Genomic DNA, 24,224 nt, shown 5'->3' on the forward strand with positions numbered 1-24,224 from the left:
AATAAATTGAAATCTGTAAATACAAGAACTTGAAATATTTAAATAAAAAAATCAAATTGACAGAAAGTATAATTATTTAAATAGTATGTAAATCAATTACTTATGTTGATCTTGTTTTGTTTTTACTCTATATCTGAATTAATTGGATATAGGTGTAAAAATGAAACCGATTTATAAAGTAAACATAAAAGAATTAGCCAGACTTAGAGAGTGGAAAGAAAAGTGTGATGATGCTCGTAAGCAAAAATTGGCGCATCATTTTCAATACTATCGTCCGTTTATCAATATTGACGCTGTTAATTCTATTAGTCGAAGACATTTATATTCCTGCCCTATACAGAAACGATTAATTCATCTTCTTAGCGATGGAGAAGCAAATGCTTATAAGCGACTGATCTTTGAGCCAGATATTCTCGGTATTAGAGAGCAATTTCCACTGCACCTACCAAAAACACTGGAAATAGCTAAAAGTTTAAAATTTATTCACCCCAGAAATTGGAAGACTAAAGAATTGTATATCATGACAACTGACTTGTTAGTTGATCGTGTTGATATTGAGACTGGTGAGGTTTACCAACAATCCTATAACTTTAAATATTGGGATGCCATTTACCAATATTCTGAAGATGGTTTTGTCATCCAAAAGAGCTGGCGGACTTGGCAAAAAAATAAGATAGAAGAAATTTACTGGCTAGAAAAGAACGTCAAATTTATTCAGGCAACCGAAAGAGACTCCTCAAAGGTAGCTGTTCAAAATATTACCTGGTTTCAGATGCAGCATGACTTAGATGTAGAGCTGCAAGAGCTAGAGCAATTTAAAGCTTATTTTATCAAGAGTTACAAGAATAACCCTCGGGCATGGCTAGAAGAACACTTAAGCAGTGTATGTAAGCTTATGAACAGTTCATTTCGAGATGCCCAAGCTATCTTTCAGTTTGCAGCATATCACCATGAACTCAGTCTCAATATTGAATATCCAATTAGGCTTTCAGAGCCGGTAGCGGTGAACGCGTAATGTTTAGCGTTAATGAAGTTTTTAGCGATATCAAGCAATCTATTCAAGTTAAAATTTGCCACGTAGCAATAGATCTAGCTCTGATTGCTGTGGTTGATTTGGTTCGTTTAGAAGAAGGAAAGCCTTGTTGTAAACCTAAGGTATATAATTTTGAAAAATTTGCCGATTATATTAAAAAAAACAAACTACACCGGACAGTTGAAATGTTGCCGGCATGGATTAATTTTGACGATGAAAAATTAATAAAGTCTGGCAAAGAGCACTGGATAGCTAAACGGGATAAAAAGCTCAACATAGTAGGTTCTTTACTTAACGAGGACACTGTACGTGAATATTTATACGGGAGCGGGGTTGGAGAAAAAATAGGAGCTCTACTAATAGAAAACTCTATTTGGAAAAAATCTAGTAATTATTACAGGCAGCTAAATCGCTATATCACTTATGGTTGCACCAACAATGCTTTGTTACCTTTTGACTATCAGAATTGCGGTAGTAATTATTTTATCCCTGAAGAACGTGGGGTAGAAAATGTAAAGCGTGGACGTAAAACTATTTCACCTAAGCTGCTTGGTCATTTGCATCAACCCGTTTTTTCAGTGGCCCCAGGGATCACTAAAAAAGAAATAAAAAAAATTAAGAAAACTGTTACGGCTGTTATTAGCTCAGCACGAAAAAATATTACTGCTCGAGCCCGGTTATTGTATCGGCGTGAAAATGAATGCCGATTTGTTGATGAGGCAACCCCCTATGGTACGAATAAAAAACTAAAATGGGATGAAGAGACTGATTGTTTATCTGATGCGCAGTTTAGATACCACTTTCAAAAGTTTATAACTCAAGAAGATAAAATCAGAGCAGCCAAAGGACAGATTGTTTTTGATAAAGATCATGCTGATAGAAGTGGATCTACATGGGAGTTTTTAATCGGGCCAACGCATTTATATGAGATTGATGCAACAGTCATGGATATCCACGTTCGTTACCCATATTCAGAGAATGAAAGATTATCTATGGGGAGACCTGTGCTTTATGTCGTTGTCGACGTTTTCTCTACATGTATTGTTGGAATATATATAGGGTTTCATGGTCCTGACTGGGTTGGGGCTGCTGAGGCGTTAGTTAATGCATTTATGGATAAAGTCTCTTTTGCTGCACGCTATGGTCTTAAAATAAATAAAAAAGATTGGCCATGCCACCATCTATGTTACTGGATTAATAGTGATAATGGTGGAGAGTATTCATTGGGGAATATATCGCCACTTTTAAAAGCAAATTTAGGTATTCAGGAGTGGACAAAGACCCGAAGTTATATGGGGGTTGCTAAGGCTGTAGCCGAAAGAAAATTCGGTGTTATTAACGATAGCTTTCTTCATTATCAACCAGGTGCAGTATATGAAGTACGCAGAGAAGAGCAGGACCCATCGCAAAACGCCGTTTGGGATTTAGAGTCTTTGTATCAAGCGATTATTTTAGAGGTAATCTATCAAAACCATACAAACCTAAGAGAAGAACATCATGATTTTAAAGCGGCAAAGAAACGTGCAGGTCTTTCTGCTCAGTCGATCTTTGACTTTTTTATCGGTGAAGAAATGGGAGGTGGTAACCCTACAACTGAAAAAGATGAGGGCCCGATCAGATTAGCGTGTCTTCCTGAAAACGAGGCTTCAGTTACAGCACAGGGTATTAAGTTTAAAGGAGTTTACTACACGTCTCCTTATGCTAGGCAGCAAAAGTGGTATTTTCGAGCCAAGCAGTTCGGAGTTTTTCCGATTACGGTTAAATGGAGTAGAGTTTCAGCGGATTTAATTTGGTACCAAACGCCCGAAAACGAAGTCATCGCTTTGAAAATAAAACCTGATAAAAGTCGTCGATTTATGCGTCAGACTTGGGAGGCTGTGGCCATTCGTCAGCACGAATACGCTAGAGAAAAGCATGCTGCCAAACGCGAAAAAGCGAGGCAAGAATTAATCAAAGAGCAGCAACAGCGTGACTTACTTGATAGGAATAAAGAAGAGATAAGTGGGATACCTGAAAATACAGTAAAGTCCCGTCAAAAAGGTATTCAAGAACGAAAAGATGAGCAAGCGATTATTGATAAAGCTCAGATTGATAAACGTAATAAGCAAGCGATTGGGCAAATAGAGAAGACAGGAGCAAGTGAGGGCAATCATGAGGAAATGCAAATAAAGCCTCAAACTAAGAAGCCAAAGAAACGAAGCTTAAACTCTCGACTACAGCGTTCAAAAAAATAATGGTAAGGGGGACAAATGAAATTATTCGACCCAGCTTTTCCTAAACCTGTGCTCATTGAAGAGGCTGTATATCATAATCATCAAGATGAATGGTTAAACGATAATCCATTGATCCGGGCTATCACGGTTAAAGATACAGACGTTGTTGAAAGTGAAATAGGATATATTCCTAAATTACCAAGTAATATTCAAAGTCTAAACGGTGTTTATCAAAAAACAGCATTACATCGACTGAGCTGTATTAATGTCGTACACCCTTGGTCTGCGGCACTTTATGAAGATATTTTGTCTGCAATTTTATTTGGATATATTAACCGAGATCCTAGGAAACCCGAAATTCGGAGGTTTCAAAGAGAGTTATCAAGTTTATCAATGCTTAAAAAGCGTGATGAGATCTATGAAAAAATATTTGTTTCTCCTCTTAGTCCGCTAACAACCACTAGTAACGCTGTTGTCACCGGCCCTTCGGGTAGCGGCAAAACAACAACAATTCGACGAACACTGCTAGCAATTCCACAGGTGATCATTCATCCAGAGTTTGATAATACACCAGAGAAGCTAACTCAAATTGTATGGTTAAGCTTTGATATGCCAGCTAGTGACTCACCTAAAGCACTCGCATTAGCGTTCTTTAGAGCAATAGACATGGCAATTGGTAGCAATTACTACAATGAATGGAAGGGGCGAAAATCAGAGGGAATAGAGCATCATTATGCGGCGATGCAACTACTGATACTAAAGTACAATATCGGGTTTATTCACATTGATGAAATGCAATTTATGTTGAAGTTTGGTTCGGGGCGAAACTCAATTACTTTGCAAGCAGTCGAAGCTCTTTTTAATAAATTGTCTGTACCGACATTAACCAGTTGTACGCCGGAAGGCTTAAAGTTATTTGATCCTGTACCAGCTGAGTTTTCGAATAACCTCGATGTAATAACGACAACTCGTCGAGTCTATTCTGATCAGATCTATGTGTTTGAGCTTGCCCCGATAGACTCTGATTTATTTGATGATTTATTTAGTGCCTTCTTTCCCGCATCCCTCAGTCAGAAGCAAAAGGGGTTTAGTGAATCTTTTAAATTTAAGGTAGCAACTTTAAGTGCTGGCTTATTAGCTGTTATCACGAGGTTAGCGCAGCTTTATCATCGAATAGCGTTGAGTGTGACAGACATACCTGAAGAAGAACTACTGGAAGACATATTTATTGAACAATTCGGTCCGTTAGCTGAAGCATTAAGACGTTTGCACGAAACGGGCAATGAAGACATGCTAGAGAATCTATTGAACCGAGATGATGCTAATAATGTTGTTTGGGCATTAGAAGAACAGAAAGGAAAAAAAATCCAAAAGCGGGTAAGTGTTCCGGACATTAATAATGATCATAAAGGCTAGTGCTTATGAGCGTCTATCACTTTCCTGCCCCTTTTGAAAAAGAGCACCTTCTTGGATGTTTAATGCGCTACGTCTTACCCCAAGGCCGGAAGGAATACGTTAAAGTAGCTAAACGAGTGTCATCAAATGTTAGTAAAGTTAATTCGAACAGTTATTGGCAATCTGTTTATACCGATATTCTCAAGCAATACTTACCCAAATACCACCATCAATTAGCGCTTAACAATACGTTATTAAATGTTTATACCAGTTTAATTGAAAGTGACTTTTCCATTGTATTGGCGGAGCAAGTAAAGTATCCCAGCAAGTTACAACTCAAACATGCAAATCTGGAACAGGTTCATAAAGGCTGGAAGTGGTGCCCTGAATGTATATTCGATGATGAAGATGAGTGTGGAGTCGCTTATTGGCATTGTGAACACCAATTTCCGCTCAAAAAACGATGTACCAAACATGGGGCATTATTATTATCTGGTTGTCAGAGCTGCGGTTTTGCTTGGTCTTCAATTTTGCAAGGGCCTGGCCCCTCAGCGAGTTGCCCTAAATGTGGAAGTACATTCTCAGAGCGTCACAGAGAAGATAGTTACGACGATTTATGGATCGAAAGAAGTGCAAACGGTATTTTAAATGGAAGTTTAAATTTTGATAAAAATAAAGTTAAAGAATGCTTCAAAGTACAGTACGGTTTTGGTGAATTTAAGCGGCAGTGGTCTGTAGCTGAGAGAAAACAAATTAGAGATCAGCAAGACTTATTTGGAAACTGGATTGACTCACTCAACTTATTAAATCATTTAACACCTTTGCCAAATGGCAGGAATAACTCAGAGCATCCCGCATTTAATGTCAGTACTTATGTGTTTAAAAGTTATGATTATGCGCCAATAATTCACCTGTTATTTAGCCGTTATTGTCGGGAGGAAATATGTTAGTACTCCTGCCAGACGAGACGATTTATAGTTACCTTACTCGCTGTTGTTTAATGGATGGATATCCAACGTTGGCGTGTGCGTTAAAATACAGAATAGGAAGCTCAAGTAAGCAATGGAGTGCGTTTTTTCCTAGCTTCATATCTCAAGTTTCGTCATTTTCAGGTATTCCATTTCAGCAGTTGCTGTATAAGCATACTGTTTATCCCTTGTATCGAACATTCTTATCAAAAGCAGTATCCACTAAAGTTGAAGAGCTTTTATTGGCTGGTGGAACATTAAATTTAGAATCAAAAATGTCGTTGGTTGCTAACCGTTCAAAAATGACAGGAGAACTAAAGTATTGCCCACTATGTACGAAACAAGACATCGAAAAGTATGCATGGTGCTATTGGCATTTACAGCATCAACTGCCAGGCGCTTTAGCTTGTACAATTCATGACTGTAGACTCGAAGGCATTAAGGTAAACCGAAAACGCTTAATATTGCCTCCAACTGAAAAAGTAAGTCTTAGCACAGTAAATGAAAAAGCAGTGAAACTCGCAATGCTAAGCCAAAACATATTTAAGTTGGGCGGGTATGGGCTTAATTCAGAAATTATTAATCGTGTTTATCGTCATCGTTTAGTAGAACTCGGGTTAGCAACATGTAACCAGTCAATTCGCATTAAGATTAGTCAATGGCGAAAACACCTAAGGCTTTATTGGGAGTCTATTTGCGATGATCCGCAAATTTCACAGATTTTAAGCAAGTCCAAACCCTGGCAGTATCCAGCAAACTTGTTGTATGGAAATAGTAAGACATTTCATCCTCTAAAGCATTTGCTAGTTATTGGTCATATGTTTAATACATTTGATGAATTTATGTCGATATATCGTTTATTTGAAAAAGGGCAAGAACCTTGCGTCGATTCTGAGGTTGAAGTAAATGGTGATAACTTAGCTCGCAGTATGCCTGACAAAAAGATTCTTGGCTTTTTAGAAAATGGTTATAGCTTAAGGCGGACTTCTATTCTGTGCGGAGTGAGCATAGGTTATACGAAGAAAATTTCACAGATATATGGAATTACTATCCATAGACGCACTCAATTTATTGACGAAGGCAAAAGGCGTGAAATATGGCGTAAGCTCTTAGTTGGCTTGTCTACGCAAAATATAGCTGCTTCGGTGGAAACGTCAGTGGGGGCAGTTGAGCAAATACTTTCTTGTCACCCTGAAATTGTTCAGCTTAGAAAGAAAATTCGTTTTCACAATCTACTCAAGAAGCATCGTGGCCAGTTAATTTCGGCTGTTCAAAGCAGTACTTCCCGCCAAGAAGTAAAGAAGGCAGTTTCCTCTAGTTATACCTGGCTGTTTAAGCACGACAAAGATTGGTTGTATTCGCAACTTCCTGCTGAAATTCCACGCAGTCAACGTTATACGCGTGGTGGTAAATCCTGTGTTTGAGTCGCTCGAATTTTTTAAATTGGTATACGGCGTTTGTTTGATTTCAAACTTATCGTTATCTACCACAGCAAGCTGTGAATAAATCCAGAGAGTTATGAATAACAGTTAAAAGTAGTAAGCAGGAAGGAATTTCTCACCAAAAGAGAAATTATTTTGGCCTCAAAAAAGAGAATAATGAGAATTAAAAAATTTGCAACAGTGAATTTGCTAAGTCATTGATTTGGGATGACCGAACGCTGTACATGTAACCATTTTTGCCAATATATCGCTTGACACATATTTGATGAAATTGGTCTAAACGCAGATTTTTAGGTGCTTACAGTGCAACTGGTTTCAGTTCCGCGAAGCGGGCAAGTAAAAATAAAGGAGTGAACCATGGTAGACGAATTCGCAGTGATAAAGGCTCAGAAAATTTTGCAAAACTGGAAAGCAAGCTCTCGGCAAATTTATTCGATATTGTCGTTAGGAGTTAATGAAAAAGAGCTTGAAGAAAGGAGTAGACTGATTTTACAAATCGACCAAGCGTTAAAAATTATGTTCAACAACCCTGAAAATATTAATGGTTTTATGAAAATGCCAAATAAGCATCATCTATTTGATGGAAGTGAGCCACTAGATTTTATCGAAAGAGAAGGAATAGTGGGGCTAAAAATGACGCTAAAGCTTGTCTTAGGGATCGCTTCGAACTGAATAGATCAACATGAGAGTCACAAGCAAACTAGAACGAAAACCTCAACTAAGGTCAGTAGACACTGAATCATTAAGTCTAAGCACTGAATTCTATTCTGAGGGGAAAAAGTAATGAAACCAGATATTTTATTTGAACAGACAGTTAGTGATTTCCCGGAGCTAAAGAGAAAATTGTTGGCTTTGTTTAAAACCCCAGACCAAGCCCTCAGTTGGTTAATTAATCCAAAGTGGCAGCTAGAAGGAAGATCACCCGCGGAGTGTTTGGAAAATGACTTAGATGCTGTATTAGATCTAATAAGAACGATAGAGCAAGGAGATTTTTCTTGAATACCGACGCTATACGTCGAAAAATCCAGTAGCTTAAAATTAAAGTAATATCTTGTTGACTATATTAAGAAAGTTTATTTATAGTAAATAAGACTTTTGCAGTCGGCTACCGAGCATGTTGCTCACTTTTCCGCTCCCCTCTGTTGCACGGGAGGTTTCAACTGCAAACCAGATATAGATCTGGAACCTTTTAGTGAAACCTAATTCTCAGTTTATGGAGAAAACTATGTGCAGGATTGATGCGCCTTTTGGCAATGTCACCTTTGAAGAAAAAAACGATCCCAAAGAACGCTTTGAACAAGCGCTTGATGAATTTGATGTTCAGGGGAACTTACGACTTTTATTGATTAAACACCTTTCTGACAATTGGCAGAATGTTTTTCGCGGAGTAGAAAAACTAGAAGATTCATTGTCGAACCTTGGACAGTTTAGCTCTGAGCAAGAAAAATGTGTTGGCTTCTATGTAGATCTATTAAAGCAAGATTTGTTTGATGATGATCTTACTTTCTTTTTTAGAATGCAGAAAAAGAAAAATAGCCCTCAAATGGCGTTTTTAGATGATGTTATTCAACAGTTCTTCCCTGATTCTCCATTCGGTCTTTTTGAAGCTGGTATCAAAAATAAAGTAAATGACTACTATGTAATGGTTTTATGGCTTTATGGAGCAGATTACCATTATTCTCAAGCCTTTTTTGATGATGAGGCACTAAACAAGTTAGAGCCACAAAAGAGGCAAACAGTGTTGTGGAACTACCTTTATGCTGTAGCGCCTGAGCTTAAATATTTGGAAGGAACTGAGCTATTTAGAGAGTTGCAGAGCATAGCTAAAGCCCACTTAATTACGGGGCCGCTAACGAAAAAATCCTCAAATATTATACGAGGTATTGAATTTATTAAGGCTTGGGTAAAGTCAGATGCTAACGCGGGTAAGATGTTATTGAGTAGTATAGATTTCCTGTATGACTTTAATTCACCTTGGGAAAACATACAGTCGTCAGTATATTACGGAAAAACAGACGATGAAGATGTTTCTGAGCTACTTAATAAATGGTTGGAAGATACTAAATTAAATATTGAAAAGCTTCTGTATATTAACACTGATTTAACCCTTGCGAGCACAGAAGATAGTGAACAATGGGCTAAAGGCTTAGATAGCTATTTTATCTCATACTGTAACGAAAAATTTTATAAGCATTATGACCGCAGCGAGTTAAGTCGTAAAGAGCTAGATAACGCACTAAAAAGTGCTCATCTAGACTTGTGTTCTGACTTAACACATAAGCAAATACCTAGCTGGATTAAATACTCTATTAAAAGTGACTTCCAATCTGTACTCGAATCTAAAAGCTCGATATATGCATTTTCAAATAGCAAAGAAAAGTGGATCAATAGCCAATATTTTGATTCATGGAAGAGAATCCTTTTAGAGCAGCTCGACGACTTATCAATAGAAAAAAAATTAAGTATTTTGTCTTGTAATCCGCCATATACAGAGGAGTGTATTGAAGATTCGTTTGATTGGTGGGATGAGCTTTTTACAGGCTTAATTGAAACGAATAACTTCCCAAAAAGTTTGGTTCCTGATTGGACGATTGCCGCTCTTGACCGTTTGAAGCGTGAAAATGTGCTTCCTTATATTGATAAAAGTATTGGTATATTGCGTGGTGAACTGGTTAAAGCAGAAAAAAAAGAAAATACAAAAATATACCATCAAAAACTTGAAAGGTTACTAAACGCTCTTGATCACTCTTCGTCTAAAAAAGCCCTGCGCCATAGACTATTATTGATGCGCTCTTCAAAAGAGCCATTTTCAGATGAGTCCCTTTCAAAAATTGGCAGTGCATTTGAACGTGAAGGTTTTTATAGATGGTACGACTCATTAAAACAGCTTTCAAATACTCATTTTGCTTATCAAACAAATGGTAATCGAGCAGTAACACATGAGAATTATAACCAAGTTCAGAGTGATTTTTATGTTAAATTTTCTCATGAGTTAGCAGATTTTTGTTTGAGCCGTTTGCGCCTTCGTAAAGGTGAAAAGGCAATAGATGGTAAATATGAATCCTGCCAAGTAGTCGAACAATCTTCTATTTGGAGACAAGGGTACTTAAAAGCCTTAACTGAGTTGGGTTTTGACCTAAATGGTAAAGTTCATAAAACAGTGAATTTCACTAAAAAGTCTGATCCTAACGAAGATGTTCGCTCTATCGCAGGCGAGTGCTACAAAGCGGTTCGTCGTCATGCAAAGAAGAACCCTTCAATTCAAGATTTAAAACGCGGCATTATTGCAGCCGAATGGTGGCTTTTATTATGTCAACGTCAAGAGTTACTAGGCTCTGAATCTGTTGATTATGATGCAGCACTCAAAACAAGGCGCAACTTAATGCGCAATCCCTAAACTAATCAAAACCTAAATAATCCAACCTTGGTGTACTGGAGCCTGATGCTCCTCCTCTGACGCTAGCCGTCCGCCATGTTGAAACTTTACGGTCTGCATGCGCAGGTCAGTCAAGGAGTATACGTATGTCTACACAAAATAGACCCGTCGAATTTTCGACTCATCCACTCGCTACTAAAATAGACGAGTTAGTCATTAATTGGCATATAACCGAAGCTTGTAACTTCAACTGCGGTTATTGTTTTGCTAAATGGGGCAAGCCAAACGAATTGCACCGTTCACTTGAATCAATAGAGAAGCTCTTAGATAGTTTGGCAAACTATTTTATTCATGGTTACCCGCCAATTAAGCAAGTACTTCAGTATGAAAATGTTCGACTCAACATTGCTGGTGGTGAACCAATGATGTTAGGCAGTACTTTTTCAATTGTTCTGATGCTAGCAAAACAAAAGGGTTTTAGAACTTCAGTGATTACTAACGGCCATTACCTATTGAATAATAAATTCGATCTTCCTGCCAATGCCCTAGATATGGTTGGTATTAGCTTTGATAGCCAAAGTTATGATGCTAGAACCACAATAGGAAGGGTTGATAGAAAAGGAAACTCAATAAGCAGTGATGACTTAAAGCTTGCTTTCTCAAAGTTAAGAAGTACACAAAGGGGTCTTAAAACCAAAGTTAATACTGTTGTAAACAAGCTAAATTGGGAGGAAGACTTTTCATCTTTGATGCTTGATGTTAAGCCAGATAAATGGAAGGTTTTGCAGGTAATGCCTTATGGTAATGATGATCTATTGATAACAGATGAGCAATTCAATCGGTTTCTAAAGCGTCATGAGAATCAAGGAATACCGATTTTTCCTGAGTCAAACCTTGCAATGACAGAGTCATACTTGATGATTGATCCTAAAGGACGCTTTTATCAGAACCTGAATCAAAGGTTTGGCTATGTTTACAGTAACTGTATTAATTACGTGGGGTGCGATTTTGCTCTCAAAGAGATTAACTTTAACGCCAAAACATTCTTAGAACGTTATTCGACCAATGATAGTGTCATAAAGTTAAGTGAAGGAGTCCACTATGGAAGCTAAACTCCTAGAATGCGATTTTGAGTCTGCATTAACAGCTGAATATATTCGTACTCGATGTGAGCAAGTTCTAGAATGTTATGAGAATAGGAAAGCTAACTCTTGGCTTTTGTCGCCAATATCTTCAAGGAAAGCCTATATTTGTAATAAGAATCGAGGGAATGATGGCAAGTACAAAAGGTCTTATGGAACAAGAAAAGAGGCTGCCGAAAAAGCTGCATCAATCTATGAAAAGCGAGGTGTGCCTTTGTTTGAATACAAATGTGATTTTTGTGGGAATTGGCACTTGAGTAAAAGGCACTGAGGAAGGTTCGAATCATACTTTTTAAATTGCTAAAATGTAAATATAGGAGTTTCAAACTTTATTTTTACACTAATGCTCAAAAGTAAGGTTTTAGTCATTTTGTTTCAAACTTGCATTTGGTATTAATTCCTTTTAAAACAATGTGCTTAAGTTGCAAACTTTATTCAAAAATGACATTAATGAGGATCATTAATTAAGTTGGTTAACAATTTAATTAAAATGGTTATCTTAATGAAGTTGGTTAATTTAGACGACTATCGATAATACTTAAAAGGCGAGCTATAAATGGCTCGCCTTTTTAATATTTAGAATGCCTAATTTGTTAGGTCAACAATTTTCCAACCAGCGTATTCAGTTTTATCAGCGTGTTCTGCTGGAAACCTTGATTTATCCATTGCCACGCAAAGTAAATGCTTTGGCCTTGAAAAAGCTACGTATAACTGTTTCATGAATTTGGGTTTTCTTACGCCTGTCGGAGTCGTAGTCTTCTCTCCCAGTATATATTCTATTAATTGGCCTACATCGAATTCATGGTTTTTTGTCTCTAAAACCAGTGTGGCTGCATGTGTTTCTCCTTTTACAGAGTGAATAGTCGCTATTTCATTCTTAATTATTCGGCCATTAACTTCAGTGATTTCCTCGTTTGGATTTATAGGGTTTTCAACAGTAGTAGTCCTATTATCAAAATCCATAAAGTCCGAATGCTTTAGATTAAAAATAGCCTTGAATGTGTTTGTTGCTTGCTCCCAATGTGCTTCTTCAATCTCAACGTTTATTAAGCTTTTAACTGCTATATTGAAGTTAATGTGTTCACCAGAATCTTTTAAATATTTCCTGATACTTGAAACCGCATAGCGTTCTTCGGAACCATCCGAAAAACTAAGTGTTGAGTTCGATAATTGACCAGTTTTAGCTATCCCTTCTAGTATTAATCGATAAGCGTCATGGGTAGATTTATACTTTCTACTTTCATAAAAATAATGAATTAACTTGTTAGGCTTAAAAGTATTGGTTGAATAACTTTTGTCATAGGAGGAAACATAATGGCAAATAGTTAGTCCTTCATCTTTTCTTACACCAACTGCACCAACAGTTTTAATTGGCTTAGTGCAGTCGATTGGTACTTCTATTTCACACAATGCGGCAAACTTTTCTAAGACGTCATTCCTTGAATTTTCATCTACTAGAAATATTGTGTGTGATGTATGTTCAGGCATATCTATGCTTGAATTAAGATCAATGCGATTAAAGCTTAAATTTTTAGACAACAACGCAATAGAATGATCAAATCGATAGCTATTTTCGATTTTTTCTAAAGTGATTTGGTTATAGGATTGGTTTTCTTCTCCTTCGCCACTGTAAATAGCTTGATCAGGATCTCCAAATCTTTGCACTTTTACACCGTCTTCAGCGAATATGTCATTTATCAATTCGTCCTGATACCTTTGAGTGTCTTGCATTTCATCAATTAACACTACGGGAAATCGAGACCGCACGGCATTCTTTATATTCGGATTAGTTAGCAGGTAATATTTTGCAAACGCATACATTTCGCTGTAGTAGAAATAGCCATTTTCCATTAATCGGTGTTTAGCTGAAACTAAATTATTATAACTTTTTGACGTGGACTCATTTGCAAAGCCTGGCACGGTTAGCTTTAGCTCTTCTTGTTCAAGTCTAAATTCCATTCCATATAGTGAGTTTATGCGCTTGCGTTCAAGATAAGCTTTTGTTCCATAGCTTAAATAATTCCAACCTTTGGTGCTGCAAATATCATCATCGATAGAATTAATTTTGTAGCCACTAGATCGAAGAAACGGTATAGCTAGAAACTTATTTACAAACTCTTGGATTGTGCCGATAAAATGCGGGTAAGAAAGTAAATTTTCACCATAATTACTTTGCTTCAAGCGCATTATTATTTCGTTTTTTGCAACATTTGTATGCGTCAATACGCAAACACCTTGATGACTGTGCTTCCATTTCTTAGCGATGATTAGGAGCTTCGCCGAAACCATTGTCGTTTTCCCGCTCCCAGGACAAGCTTGAACATCTTCATAGTTTGTTATTGCCTGTCGACGTACTGCATCAAACTCAACTTCTAACAGAGATTCAACTTGGCTAATATCATTGTCATTAATTTCAATCATGATTCAGTTACAACCGCGTCAGAAGCAGGTACAGTTACAACCTCGGTAGGAACTGGTTCTGGCACGACTTCAGCAGGGAGTGGTTCAGTCACATATTCGATGGCGTTGACAATATAAGGGGGCAGGTTAGCCTTTAGTTCCTGTGGCTGCCCTTTAAATTTTGACAAAATGTTTGCTAATGAGTAACTAACCTCACTCTTTCCTTCTCCTTTGCTTTCAATAGCTCCATATAACTGAACTGCTCGTATTTGTTCACTAGCGTTCAGGTTATCGTAGTCATCAGTATTGCCATGTATCGATTGGTAAACTTCTTTCGCAAGTCCATACTTAGCAAGACAGAATTCGAAAGTCCAATCATCAGAAATGAATGTTTTAACTAGTTCACCATCAAATTCTTGTTTTTTATTTTTCTTCTCTTGAATTTGTTCGGCTGTTAGTTCGTTGAGCCAATAACTTAGGTTTCCACCTTTCCCACTACCATTAGGTTGTTTTTTCCTTTTAAAACCATAATCATTGTCACCGGTATATTCAGCTTCGTCTGGCCACAGATCGAGATCAGTAACACAAGCAACCTTCATTGGTAGACATTGTGGGGTTTCCGATGTGGGGTTTGAGCGATATACTTTCGCGTATCTTTTTCTTGATAGGCCATTTACGTTCACTAAAGAAACACCATAATCTTCTAAAGGTCTACCTAAAAGCTCTGCAATTTTGGGAAGTAATACTACTTCTGCAACCCCTTCAACTAATAGTACACCTCTTGCAAAAAACATATTTGCTTTTGTGGAATCCAAAAACTTTTCAAGGAAAACATAGTCTTCAGGTGCCAGATTAGTGCATTCTTTTCTTAATGGAAATGCTTTACCATCTTGCATCAATATTAAGTTTTCCAAAGGCGCTTTTGAGGCAAGCACTGGGCTATGAGTCGACAGAATACACTGGAGCTGGCTATTATTGTCACTAATATACTTAATAAATTTCAACTGTAGTTGAGGGTGGAGGTGAGCTTCAGGCTCCTCTATAAGTAAAAGAGGGTATTGGTTTTGTTCTTGCTTAATCAACATTAACTCAGTAGCCATAAATAATAAACTGCTATAACCTAAGCCATGGTTGACTCCTGAAGCGTCTAACTCAAGTGTTAGTTTCTCCAAAATTGATTTTAAAGCTTGTGACTTTTCGGGGTCACTCATTTCTGAGTATTCATTGCTCCCTAGTAAACTCATAACTGGCGCAAAAGTACTAGATTTAAATGTCAGATACTCTAGGATTGAAGATATTTTATTTTGGGCTGAAGCTATTGCATCATCTGCTTGGATATTTTTAGTAGCTTCAGTCAGTAGGTCAATAATGCGTTGCGTAGCGTCAATATCGCCTGCAACACTAGATTTGCTTCCTAAAATTTGTGATAGCCTAGAAGAGCGACCTGCTGAAAGTTCAGTTCCAGCATCACGAAGAGGTTTTAGGTATGTTGTTGCTAAATATTCACGAATATCTCTTTCTATTATAGGGCCGTCACCATTAGCTCCAGAACGAATATCTGTTTTTATAAATTGTGTTTTTTTAAACTGGTTTTCTGACAATTGAGCTTTTAGGTTAACGTATAATGATGACTCATCGGGACCATTTTCAATGCTTTCATTTGTTAAATGCTCTAGAAATATTCCTGCCTCATTTTCCGAAAGCCCTTCAAACTTTACCTGGATCTTCAGTTCATTTTCTCCAATAGAAAAATCTGTGGTGCTTAAACTAACCCATTCAGCAGAAGTAGTGTCTAGAAGGATTCTAATTGAATCAATAAGAGAGGTTTTACCCGCGTTGTTTTCACCAACGATTAGGTTGAGCCCTTTGTTTAATATTAAAGAGAAGTCCTTAAATTGTCTGAAATTTTTAATTTTTATTTGCGATATATACATGATTTCCCTCTCATTTTTAACTTCAGATTACATTTTAAGGTTGTTTTTTCTTAAGGTATACAGAAATTACGTTGAAATCTTGAATTTTGGCCCTCTAATTTTTTTGGGGCGCTAATTGGAGGTTTATTTTTTAGATTGAGTTTCTATAAGTTAAGATTTTATATAGCTAGGGGTTCTATACTAAGGCTCTAATATATATATACCGTTATATTAAATAGAAAAGCTAACTTTATGCTTTTGTTTAAAAAAGACGTTTTTCTGTCAATAAATCTATCTGACAGTTATATATAAATATTGTGATAATATCCTTTATTAACAATTACTTATAATTATTCTTTCGCTAGACTAAAACGATTTTGCTTGCTATTCCTGTATTAAAGTCATCTTTTAGGAATAGCAATTGAAAGTAAAAATAAATAAAGCCTCAAAAATTATTAAGGACTGGCTCAAGCCTCTATCAAAAGGCACTTACGAACCCATTATAAAAGTTTGGTCTGGTCCTAAAGGGACTCGTCGTCACTTTTTCAACGGTATGAAGGATAGGCGAAAACATCATTTTTTATCTGATGGTGAACGTCGATTTGGGATCTATCACGAGTCATTACCTAGAGTGCTCGATTACTACGAGCAATTTCCTTTGTGGGACATCGAACTTGCGATTAAAACTGCTCATGAAATGGGAATTCGGTATCCCATGGATAGTGATGGTGAAGCTTATGTCATGACCACTGATTTATTTGCCCGTGAGTATAATCAGCAGCTAAATAAAATCGAAAAAGTAGCTTACTCATATAAGCCTCTTGCTTCACTTGACTTTGAATCTAAGCATCCTGTTTCTGTTAACAGAACCCTAGCGAAAATTGAGCTAGAAAGACGTTATTACGAAAAGAAAAACATAAGATTTAAGTTGGTAACAGATGCACATATTTCAAAAATGTGCGCTAAAAACCTGCTTAAGCACCGAGCATGTGCGAATTTCAAACATGAGTTTATTGAACATGAAGAACGTTTCATTAATGAGTTCATGAATATCTGGTTTGCATATGAAAACCCTACTGTTAATGAGATATTGAGAAGAGTTAAGCCCAAGTTAGTATTACCCAAAGAGGATCTAATCTCTCTGTTTGATTGGGGAATTTGGACGCATCAAATCCCTGCTGACTTGGAAACTGAGATTAACCCTTTTCGTCCGTTAGTGATGAAGGAGGTGGTTTAATATGTTTCAACGTCATTCAATTGTTCGAACCGAAAATGACTCGATCAATTACCTAATTGTTGATGTGAATAATGCAGCAGGAAAACTCGCATTTTATGATTTGAATAAAGTCCCGCATCGTCGAAAGTCACTTTCAGCTTCCCCAAAGGCCTCACCAGTGCGTCCTCGACGGCAGCAAAGTAAACCAGACGTGATGTCGTTTGGAGAGTTTCAATCGACAATTAGTAACTATGATTATCAAGTGGTACGGGCGGAGTATGAAAATGGTCTTTACGTCCCAAAGAACCTCCCAAAGATGGAAAGAGATACCTTTATCCAAGAACGGACGCAGGCTGCCAATGATAATTATGAATTGATTAAGCCTATCTTAGAAGATAGCGAAAAGCTTTACGACTATTTATACGAAAAAGGGCAAGCTAATAAGCACATTAAGCAAATCAGCCTGGAAACTGGCGTTGCTACCGTGCAGATATCTCGTTTGTTAGCACAATACTTCTTTCGGGGTAAATGCAAAGCAGCCATGTACCCCAATTACCGCTATTGCGGTTGCAATTATCAACCTGTTAAACAAACGCATGAAAGTCTTAAAAAGCGTGGTAGGCCAGCGGAGTATACAGAATATCGAAACAGGCTGCCCCAGGATGAAGACAACATCAGAGAGTTTTTAAGAAAGCTCGGGAAAAAATTATTCAATCGGTTCAATTACACCCAACAGTATCGGTTATTTGATTTTTACTATCAAAGCGAAGAAGTGGCGACTGTAAACGAGAACGGTGACGAAACGACACGGCGCATACCGCTACTTCAGTCAGAGAGCATTAGCTTTTCTCAATACTATGCATTTACTAAAAAGCTAGAAAAAGACCGCACGTTCGTCTGGCGTAAGAATGGTGATAAGCACTTTTTAAAGGAATACGAAAGCCGTTTTGGCCGTGCAAGAGATGGCGTGCCAGGACCGTCATTCAGATATGAAATTGATGCGACTAGGGAGGATGTATATCTCATTTTTCCTTATTTCACTGAGCAACGCCTGTCTTCAGGGAGACCAGTAACTTACCGTGTAAGTTGTGTCTATTCCGGCATGGTTGCTGGTTTTCATGTGGGCATTGGGGGGCCTAATTGGGTGGGTGTAATGCAAGCTTTGTATAACGCCTTCACCGACAAGGTTGAGTTTTGTAAACGATACGGGGTTCATATTGAGCCCTGGCAATGGCCATGCGACGTATCGTGCAATGAGTTGACTATTGATAATGGTGTCGAATTTCCGAAAGAAAATATGGCGAATTTGCTTGACGAGAAATTGGGCGTCGACTGCATAAACTATACCGCAATCTACAGTGGTAAAAGCAAAGGCGGAGTTGAGGGAGGATTTGAAATTGATAAAAAAGACGTTATTCAATTCATGCCCGGCTATGTTGAACGCTTGCCTGAGCGGGGCGAACCGCATGCATCCAATTTCGCAACTTATACGTATGACGAATTTATGCGTTTGCTGATCATGCAGACATTGATTCGAAACAATGAGGTATTTAAAAACAACATTCACGACCAAGTCATGTCTGAAGAAGGGATTCCGTCAACCTCGTTAGCTGTATGGAATTTTGGCATGGAGCATTACATGAATAATGGCCGTGGTAAACGCTTTGCAAAAGAACAATACCTATTTGCCTTACTACCTTCAGGTAGGGCAGCTACCACCTCGCGTGGTATCAAGTTTAAGGGTCTTTATTATTCTTGCCCGTTTGCTAAATCAGAAGGATGGCTAACCGACAGTAAATCAAGAGCAGTTAAAACCTTGGATGTGCGTTACTTTGATGCCGATACAAATCGAATTTGGTATCGCCACGAGGGGAAAATATACGCTGCTACTTTAAATGATCATTCTGAAATATATCGTAATCGTACCTGGTTTGATGCTTTACATCGATTGAAATTATATGACAAAGAACGCGCGATTCAACAAGTGCGAGAGCGTGAGGCGCGTATGCAGCAACTTGACGCGACGTCTGAGTTGACGCGAGCAGCAAAAGAACGCCTGAAAGGGACTGGAAACGTAACTAAGGCACCCAAGCAACATATCTCGACGATGGCTTATATTCAAAAGCAAATGCAGGACAACGCAACAGCCCAACTCTTTAGAGACATCTTGAGCGTTGGAAATGATGGGCAGCTAGAAGTAACACCTAAATCTTTTACTATGCCAATTTTAGGAAAAAACACCAAACAGAAATTAGCTGAGATGTACGGAGGTGCAGAATAATGAAAATCAAAGAAGCAGAATATAAACCATACAAAATTACCAGTTTTCAAGGGAATCCGCTAATCGAAGCAATTGAACCTGCACTTTCGTTACAATGTTTTGCTAGCGATCTAACTCACAGAGTTATTAGTGAGGATTGTGCAGAAATAAGTGATTTCGAGCGGGAGCTTAGTGTTGAGTTAGTAGATCTAACTTATACCGTCCACCCTGAGCTGTATACGCTCTATAAGACGATTCTGAAGAACATATTGACTGGTTATTTGCATCGCAACCCCTTGTCAGTTGAAATGAAGGCTGAACAACATAAAGCCTCTGTTGAGAAAAGCTATCAGATTTCAGCAAGTATGAACCTTTCTAAATGCATATCTATTATCGGAGTTCCCGGCACAGGAAAGACATTGGCGGTAAGAAAATGCTTATCCTTGCTTCCTAAAGTCTTAAAGCATACTCAGTACAAAGATCAACGACTAATGCTTGACCAGATTGTTTTCGTTGAGTTCCAGGCACCAGTGACTAAAACGAGAAGAGGGTTTGTCTTAAGTTTTTTTAACGCAATTGACGAGGCCATAGGTACAAAGTATTACGATGAATGGAAAGGGAAAAGCATTGCAATACCTGTATTGATCCAAGAGGCGAAAAAGATTGCCTTGAATCACTCCCTAGGAATGGTTTTTATTGATGAGGTCCAGCGCTGTGCCTCGAATGATTGTAACAAAGATGACTATTCGACTTTAGAATTTATTGATGACTTCTTTAATTCGGTGGGAGTGCCATTAATCGTTGCAGGTACACCAAAAGCTCGCCCTTTGTTTAATACCACGATGAGTACTACAAGACGTCTGAGTTCGTCACGCAAATTCAATTTTGATCCAATTAAGGATGATTTAGAGAGCTTAAAAAATGATGAGCCATCTTATTGGGATATATTTCTAAAAGGTTTCTACTATCCGAGTTTATTGAATGGAGAATTTGAGTTTGACGTACCATTTATGAGGCGAGTTTATGAGTTAACCGCAGGGTTGCCTGCTATGACAGCACGTTTGATGCGTTTGTCGTATGAGCAAGCGATTGAATCTGGCGAAGAAGTTTTGTCGATTGAGCTTTTAGAAGAGGTCTACCAAGATCAATTTGACTTAATTCATAATGCGCTGCTTTCACTTGCCACGGGAAATGATCTGGGATTTGAAGACATTTTACCTGAAGGTGAGTTTAAGTGCCCGACAGATAAGGCCATTGAGGATGCTATAGCCAGAGATATTGCATTTCACGAAAAACTAGCTCGAAAGAAAGGTGCGGATGATGGCGAAGTCTTAGAGTTTGAGGATATCGAACAAGATTATATGCCACTTGGTGATATGCGAAACTTGAAAGGCCTTCCGAAAGATGACTTGATAGCCCAGTTGGGAGTCTCATTATGATAGCGAGAAAGGCCGTATTGGCTAATATTGATATCATGCCTGATGAGCATATTTTGGGGCCACTAGGAAGGTTATATTTATATTCTTCATACAAATCCATCGGTGATGCAACGTTTGACATTTCGCTAGATTCAAAGTCATTAACACCTGGTGTCGTATGGCGCGAAAGTTATCGTGACATAGCAAAACACTGGCAGGGTGCTAGTGAGATATCTGAATTTATTGAGCGACATACTCTGGTAAATCTATATAACCCATTTTTGCCTTTGCAACACGAGCTTGATGATAACAGCAAGGTTTGTTTGATGCCGACGGTGCATCGTGTTATTCGCAACACCATGACATGGCGTTATTGTAGCGTTAGTGTAGATGAAGATTTTGAAGCTCGCGGTTTTCCATATTTTCACCTTGAGCATCAATTACCGGGAGCAAGCTACTGTCAAAAGCATGGTAATGCACTTAAAGGTGGATGTCTTGGCTGTGGCAACAACTGGCAAAAGTTAGAACTTATTAAAACACCCTCAAGTGACGATCACTGCAACAAGTGTGCTACACCAATTTCTGCAATTTATAACTTTAGGGATGAAGATGCCGATTGGGTTCAGCAGACCGCCTTTAAGCTACTTAACGGTGAAAATAGTTCGCTGACATTGCGTAAGTTGCAAAAAGCTTATCGAGATTGGCTTGGCATAGGAGAGCGCCAAGGTGTTTTAAAGTTAAAAGAACGTCGCATAGTCGAGGAAGGGCAAGAATTTGTTGATAATAAGTTTGATCCACGACTTTACTCATTGTTTTTTACTAATGCTAAAGAGGGGCACTCGGTTAAACGGTCATCTGCATTATCTCTATATCAAGCGGCGTTTAATGATAGTGCGTTTCTTTCGCCGATAGTCCACCTAGTATTGATTCGTGCAATGTATGGTGAGCTGGATAATATTCCGAACATTTAAGTGCGGAGGCTGGGAAAAAATATATGAGTCGCGCTAATCAATTCACATTTTTTCCCAACCCAGCTCCTGGAGAAACTATTTATAGTTGGGTTAGCCGCTATCATTTGATGTCGGGCTATCATAGCTTCAGGGACAGAACAATGAAGGCTTTGGGTGTAAAAGAAGGTAGAGCATTTAATGAATTTCCTTCTTATCTTCCAAAACTTTCTCATGTAACACGTACCCCTTTGGACTATTTAATAACTCAAATGACACCTTATAACTATTATGCGAGTTTTTTACCAAATGATCTCAAGCGCAACTTATGGAAAAGTCTAGCTAGCGGTACGACAAAAAGTTTGCAGTCCCAGTTAGGTGCTGTTGCTAACCGGTTAACTCCTGGAGACAGTTTTTTTTGTTGTCGGCACTGTATTTCTGAGGATATTGAAAAATATGGTTTCCCTTTTTGGCACATGCACCATCAAATAACGGGGGTCACAGTATGCCCTATCCATCATGAAGCGTTACATACAATAAGACGGGTGAAATCTTCACCAATTATGCCTGAAGCATTTATCGAGCGTTCTTCGGGTTCAGTCGAAGAGCGCTATTCAAGAATTATTCAAAGTATGACTATAGCTTCTGAGCAAAACTTGATAATTGCTGACATACAAAAGAGTTATTATCGACGGCTTAACGATTTAGGGTTTATAACCATCGGTAAGCGGATTAGGTTCAAACAGCTTAGCAGCTATATTTATAAGCATTTAACACAAATCATGCCTTCTGATAGGGCATATATTTATTTGCTTTCACAGCTATCGAAAGGTCGTTATCCTCAATCTTTATTCTATTTAGCTAATTCCAATCATCACCCTTTAAAGCATGTTGTTTTAATTGAAGCATTATTTGGCAATTGGTCTTCCTTTATCTCTGAAGTCAAAAAACCAGTAGAGAATATACTGCTTGCTAAAGATTCGATTTCAAATCCCAAAAGAAACCTTCAGTTAAGTGATATAGCCATAGATATGTTAAAAAAGGGGGATAGTCTTCGATCAATTTCTAAAGTTGTTGGTATGAGTGTTTCCAGTATAAAGATACTTGCACAACGTTCCGGTTTTAATATTAGCACCCGCCCAAGCAAAGTATTTCCCTCAACGGAGAAGGCCATTCTCAGGGCATTGGCTTTAGGAAAAAAAACGTCAGATATTGCTAGTAAGTTCAACTTGTCTGTCGGTGCAATAGAGCAGGTATTACGCAAATACTCGACTCTTGTTCCATATAGGAAAAGATTACGCTTTTTGAAATCACAAATCATGCATAGAAATAACATAAAACAATTTATGGAGGCTAATCCAAATTGCACTAGAAATAGCATAAAAAAATTAATATCAGCCTCTTACATGTGGTTGTACAAACATGACAAAGCTTGGCTTTATAGTTCGCTACCGCCGGCTTTAGAGCGTCGAGAAAGGTTTAGAAACAATAATTGAGTTTTAGGGTGCATTGTATAAATAGCTTCCTAATTAGCTGCTCAAACTAATCGTTTTTGAAGGAGTTTAATATGAAACCAGAGATATTATTAGAACAAACCTTAGCTGAGTTTCCTGAACTAAAGGAAAGGCTTTTAAAGCTATACGATACCCCAGAACGAGTTTTAAATTGGTTAGGCAAGCCTAAGTGGCAACTTAACGGAAAGACCCCGGAAGAATGCTTAGACAGTGATTTTGAAGCAATAGTAAGCCTTCTCAATCAAATAGAGCGGGGTGATTTTTCATAACTGAGAACTTAGCTTAGGGCGTGCTATTCATACCCGATAAAATTCTTGAGATAAGTATTATGTTTTGCTAATTTAGAAGTGAGCTTTATCACAGGCAATACTGTCTGATAATAGTATTTATGCATAATACCCGTTACGGGAAATTGCAAGGTCGGCAGCCTTTCTATTAGATACAAACCTTAGGTTGTATGGTGATATTAAATTGGCGGTAATCGATAACGATACCGGGTTCGCAGCATATAGAGGTCCCTACTGGCCTGCGGCATTAATTTATATCGGATATAACTATGCCTGTAAAAAACTCAACTCCAGCAAATCAATCTTTAAAACATTACAAAAGCCTTTCTTATGAAACTCTAGCAGCAAGCTGGTTACTTAATGATGGCTGGGATGTTTTTCTTCCTATGATAGATCATGGTTTAAAAACCGATTTTGTTATCTCTGATGGTGATGACTTCTATCGTATCCAAGTTAAATCTGTTGAAACAAACGATGAAGAAATCCTTGTAGAAAATAAATGGGGGGACGCAAAAATTGATTACGTCATTTATTTTTCAAGAGTTGGCAACTGGGGATATATCACACCACCATTTAGACAAACACGAAAACGATTGAATGCGAAAGGGCATATCAGATTTCATCAACACCCTAAAAATTTTACTAAAGCGTTTAGGTTGATTTAATTGCAGAAATATTAATTTAGCTGTAAAAATAAACA

At 37.9% G+C, this 24,224-nt stretch carries 19 protein-coding genes; 17 read left to right on the top strand and 2 right to left on the bottom strand.

Going from position 1 to position 24,224, the window contains the following annotated elements:
• The first annotated feature begins 160 nt into the window (after positions 1-160).
• From ACHSBP_RS19370 to ACHSBP_RS19415, 10 genes are all read left to right on the top strand, one after another.
• Positions 161-1,015, top strand: coding sequence for a TnsA endonuclease N-terminal domain-containing protein (locus ACHSBP_RS19370; protein WP_395390174.1), 855 nt, complete (start codon positions 161-163; stop codon positions 1,013-1,015).
• Entirely contained in the window at positions 1,015-3,267 is a 2,253-nt protein-coding gene (locus tag ACHSBP_RS19375) for a hypothetical protein (RefSeq protein WP_395390175.1), read from the top strand. The genes ACHSBP_RS19370 and ACHSBP_RS19375 overlap by 1 nt, the downstream gene beginning before the upstream one ends.
• Positions 3,268-3,282: 15 nt before the next feature.
• Positions 3,283-4,662 (top strand): ATP-binding protein, encoded by a 1,380-nt coding sequence (locus tag ACHSBP_RS19380; RefSeq protein WP_395390176.1) that lies wholly within the window; start codon positions 3,283-3,285, stop codon positions 4,660-4,662.
• Between the two features lie 5 nt (positions 4,663-4,667).
• Entirely contained in the window at positions 4,668-5,591 is a 924-nt protein-coding gene (locus tag ACHSBP_RS19385; protein ID WP_395390177.1) for a TniQ family protein, read from the top strand.
• The gene (locus tag ACHSBP_RS19390) at positions 5,585-7,033 is read left to right on the top strand and encodes a TnsD family Tn7-like transposition protein (RefSeq protein WP_395390178.1); all 1,449 of its coding nucleotides are present in this window, start codon (positions 5,585-5,587) and stop codon (positions 7,031-7,033) included. The genes ACHSBP_RS19385 and ACHSBP_RS19390 overlap by 7 nt, the downstream gene beginning before the upstream one ends.
• 375 nt (positions 7,034-7,408) lie before the next feature.
• Positions 7,409-7,723, top strand: a complete 315-nt coding sequence (locus ACHSBP_RS19395; RefSeq protein WP_395390179.1) for a hypothetical protein — start codon at positions 7,409-7,411, stop codon at positions 7,721-7,723.
• Positions 7,724-7,834: 111 nt separating this feature from the next.
• Positions 7,835-8,050, top strand: coding sequence for an antitoxin Xre/MbcA/ParS toxin-binding domain-containing protein (locus ACHSBP_RS19400; RefSeq protein WP_395390180.1), 216 nt, complete (start codon positions 7,835-7,837; stop codon positions 8,048-8,050).
• Between the two features lie 193 nt (positions 8,051-8,243).
• Positions 8,244-10,448: a hypothetical protein gene (locus ACHSBP_RS19405; protein WP_395390181.1), complete on the top strand. Its 2,205-nt coding sequence runs from the start codon at positions 8,244-8,246 to the stop codon at positions 10,446-10,448.
• 125 nt (positions 10,449-10,573) lie between these two features.
• The gene (locus ACHSBP_RS19410; RefSeq protein ID WP_395390182.1) at positions 10,574-11,539 is read left to right on the top strand and encodes a viperin family antiviral radical SAM protein; all 966 of its coding nucleotides are present in this window, start codon (positions 10,574-10,576) and stop codon (positions 11,537-11,539) included.
• Positions 11,529-11,840 carry a hypothetical protein gene (locus ACHSBP_RS19415; protein WP_395390183.1) on the top strand — a complete coding sequence of 104 codons (312 nt, stop codon included), beginning with the start codon at positions 11,529-11,531 and terminating at the stop codon, positions 11,838-11,840. Before ACHSBP_RS19410 ends, ACHSBP_RS19415 begins: the two co-directional genes overlap by 11 nt.
• 314 nt (positions 11,841-12,154) lie before the next feature.
• On the opposite strand, the gene ACHSBP_RS19420 is transcribed toward ACHSBP_RS19415, so the two are convergent.
• Positions 12,155-13,990, bottom strand: a complete 1,836-nt coding sequence (locus tag ACHSBP_RS19420; protein WP_395390184.1) for a UvrD-helicase domain-containing protein — start codon at positions 13,988-13,990, stop codon at positions 12,155-12,157.
• Entirely contained in the window at positions 13,987-15,903 is a 1,917-nt protein-coding gene (locus ACHSBP_RS19425) for an ATP-dependent nuclease (RefSeq protein WP_395390185.1), read from the bottom strand. The genes ACHSBP_RS19420 and ACHSBP_RS19425 overlap by 4 nt, the downstream gene beginning before the upstream one ends.
• A gap of 400 nt (positions 15,904-16,303) precedes the next feature.
• Between ACHSBP_RS19425 and ACHSBP_RS19430 the strand changes: the two genes are divergently transcribed.
• From ACHSBP_RS19430 to ACHSBP_RS19460, 7 genes are all read left to right on the top strand, one after another.
• Positions 16,304-17,119, top strand: coding sequence for a TnsA endonuclease N-terminal domain-containing protein (locus tag ACHSBP_RS19430; protein WP_395390186.1), 816 nt, complete (start codon positions 16,304-16,306; stop codon positions 17,117-17,119).
• Position 17,120: 1 nt separating this feature from the next.
• Positions 17,121-19,379, top strand: coding sequence for a hypothetical protein (locus tag ACHSBP_RS19435; RefSeq protein WP_395390187.1), 2,259 nt, complete (start codon positions 17,121-17,123; stop codon positions 19,377-19,379).
• Complete coding sequence (locus ACHSBP_RS19440; RefSeq protein ID WP_395390188.1) at positions 19,379-20,797, top strand: AAA family ATPase; 1,419 nt, start codon at positions 19,379-19,381, stop codon at positions 20,795-20,797. The genes ACHSBP_RS19435 and ACHSBP_RS19440 overlap by 1 nt, the downstream gene beginning before the upstream one ends.
• Positions 20,794-21,747, top strand: a complete 954-nt coding sequence (locus ACHSBP_RS19445; protein WP_395390189.1) for a hypothetical protein — start codon at positions 20,794-20,796, stop codon at positions 21,745-21,747. The genes ACHSBP_RS19440 and ACHSBP_RS19445 overlap by 4 nt, the downstream gene beginning before the upstream one ends.
• Positions 21,748-21,770: 23 nt before the next feature.
• Positions 21,771-23,219 (top strand): TnsD family Tn7-like transposition protein, encoded by a 1,449-nt coding sequence (locus tag ACHSBP_RS19450; protein WP_395390190.1) that lies wholly within the window; start codon positions 21,771-21,773, stop codon positions 23,217-23,219.
• 71 nt (positions 23,220-23,290) lie between these two features.
• Positions 23,291-23,506, top strand: a complete 216-nt coding sequence (locus ACHSBP_RS19455) for a hypothetical protein (protein ID WP_395390191.1) — start codon at positions 23,291-23,293, stop codon at positions 23,504-23,506.
• Between the two features lie 287 nt (positions 23,507-23,793).
• Entirely contained in the window at positions 23,794-24,189 is a 396-nt protein-coding gene (locus ACHSBP_RS19460) for a hypothetical protein (protein ID WP_395390192.1), read from the top strand.
• The last annotated feature ends 35 nt before the right edge of the window (positions 24,190-24,224 follow it).

It is taken from the genome of Pseudoalteromonas sp. XMcav1-K, from assembly GCF_044005875.1.
In the GTDB taxonomy this organism is placed as follows: Bacteria; Pseudomonadota; Gammaproteobacteria; order Enterobacterales; family Alteromonadaceae; genus Pseudoalteromonas; species Pseudoalteromonas spongiae.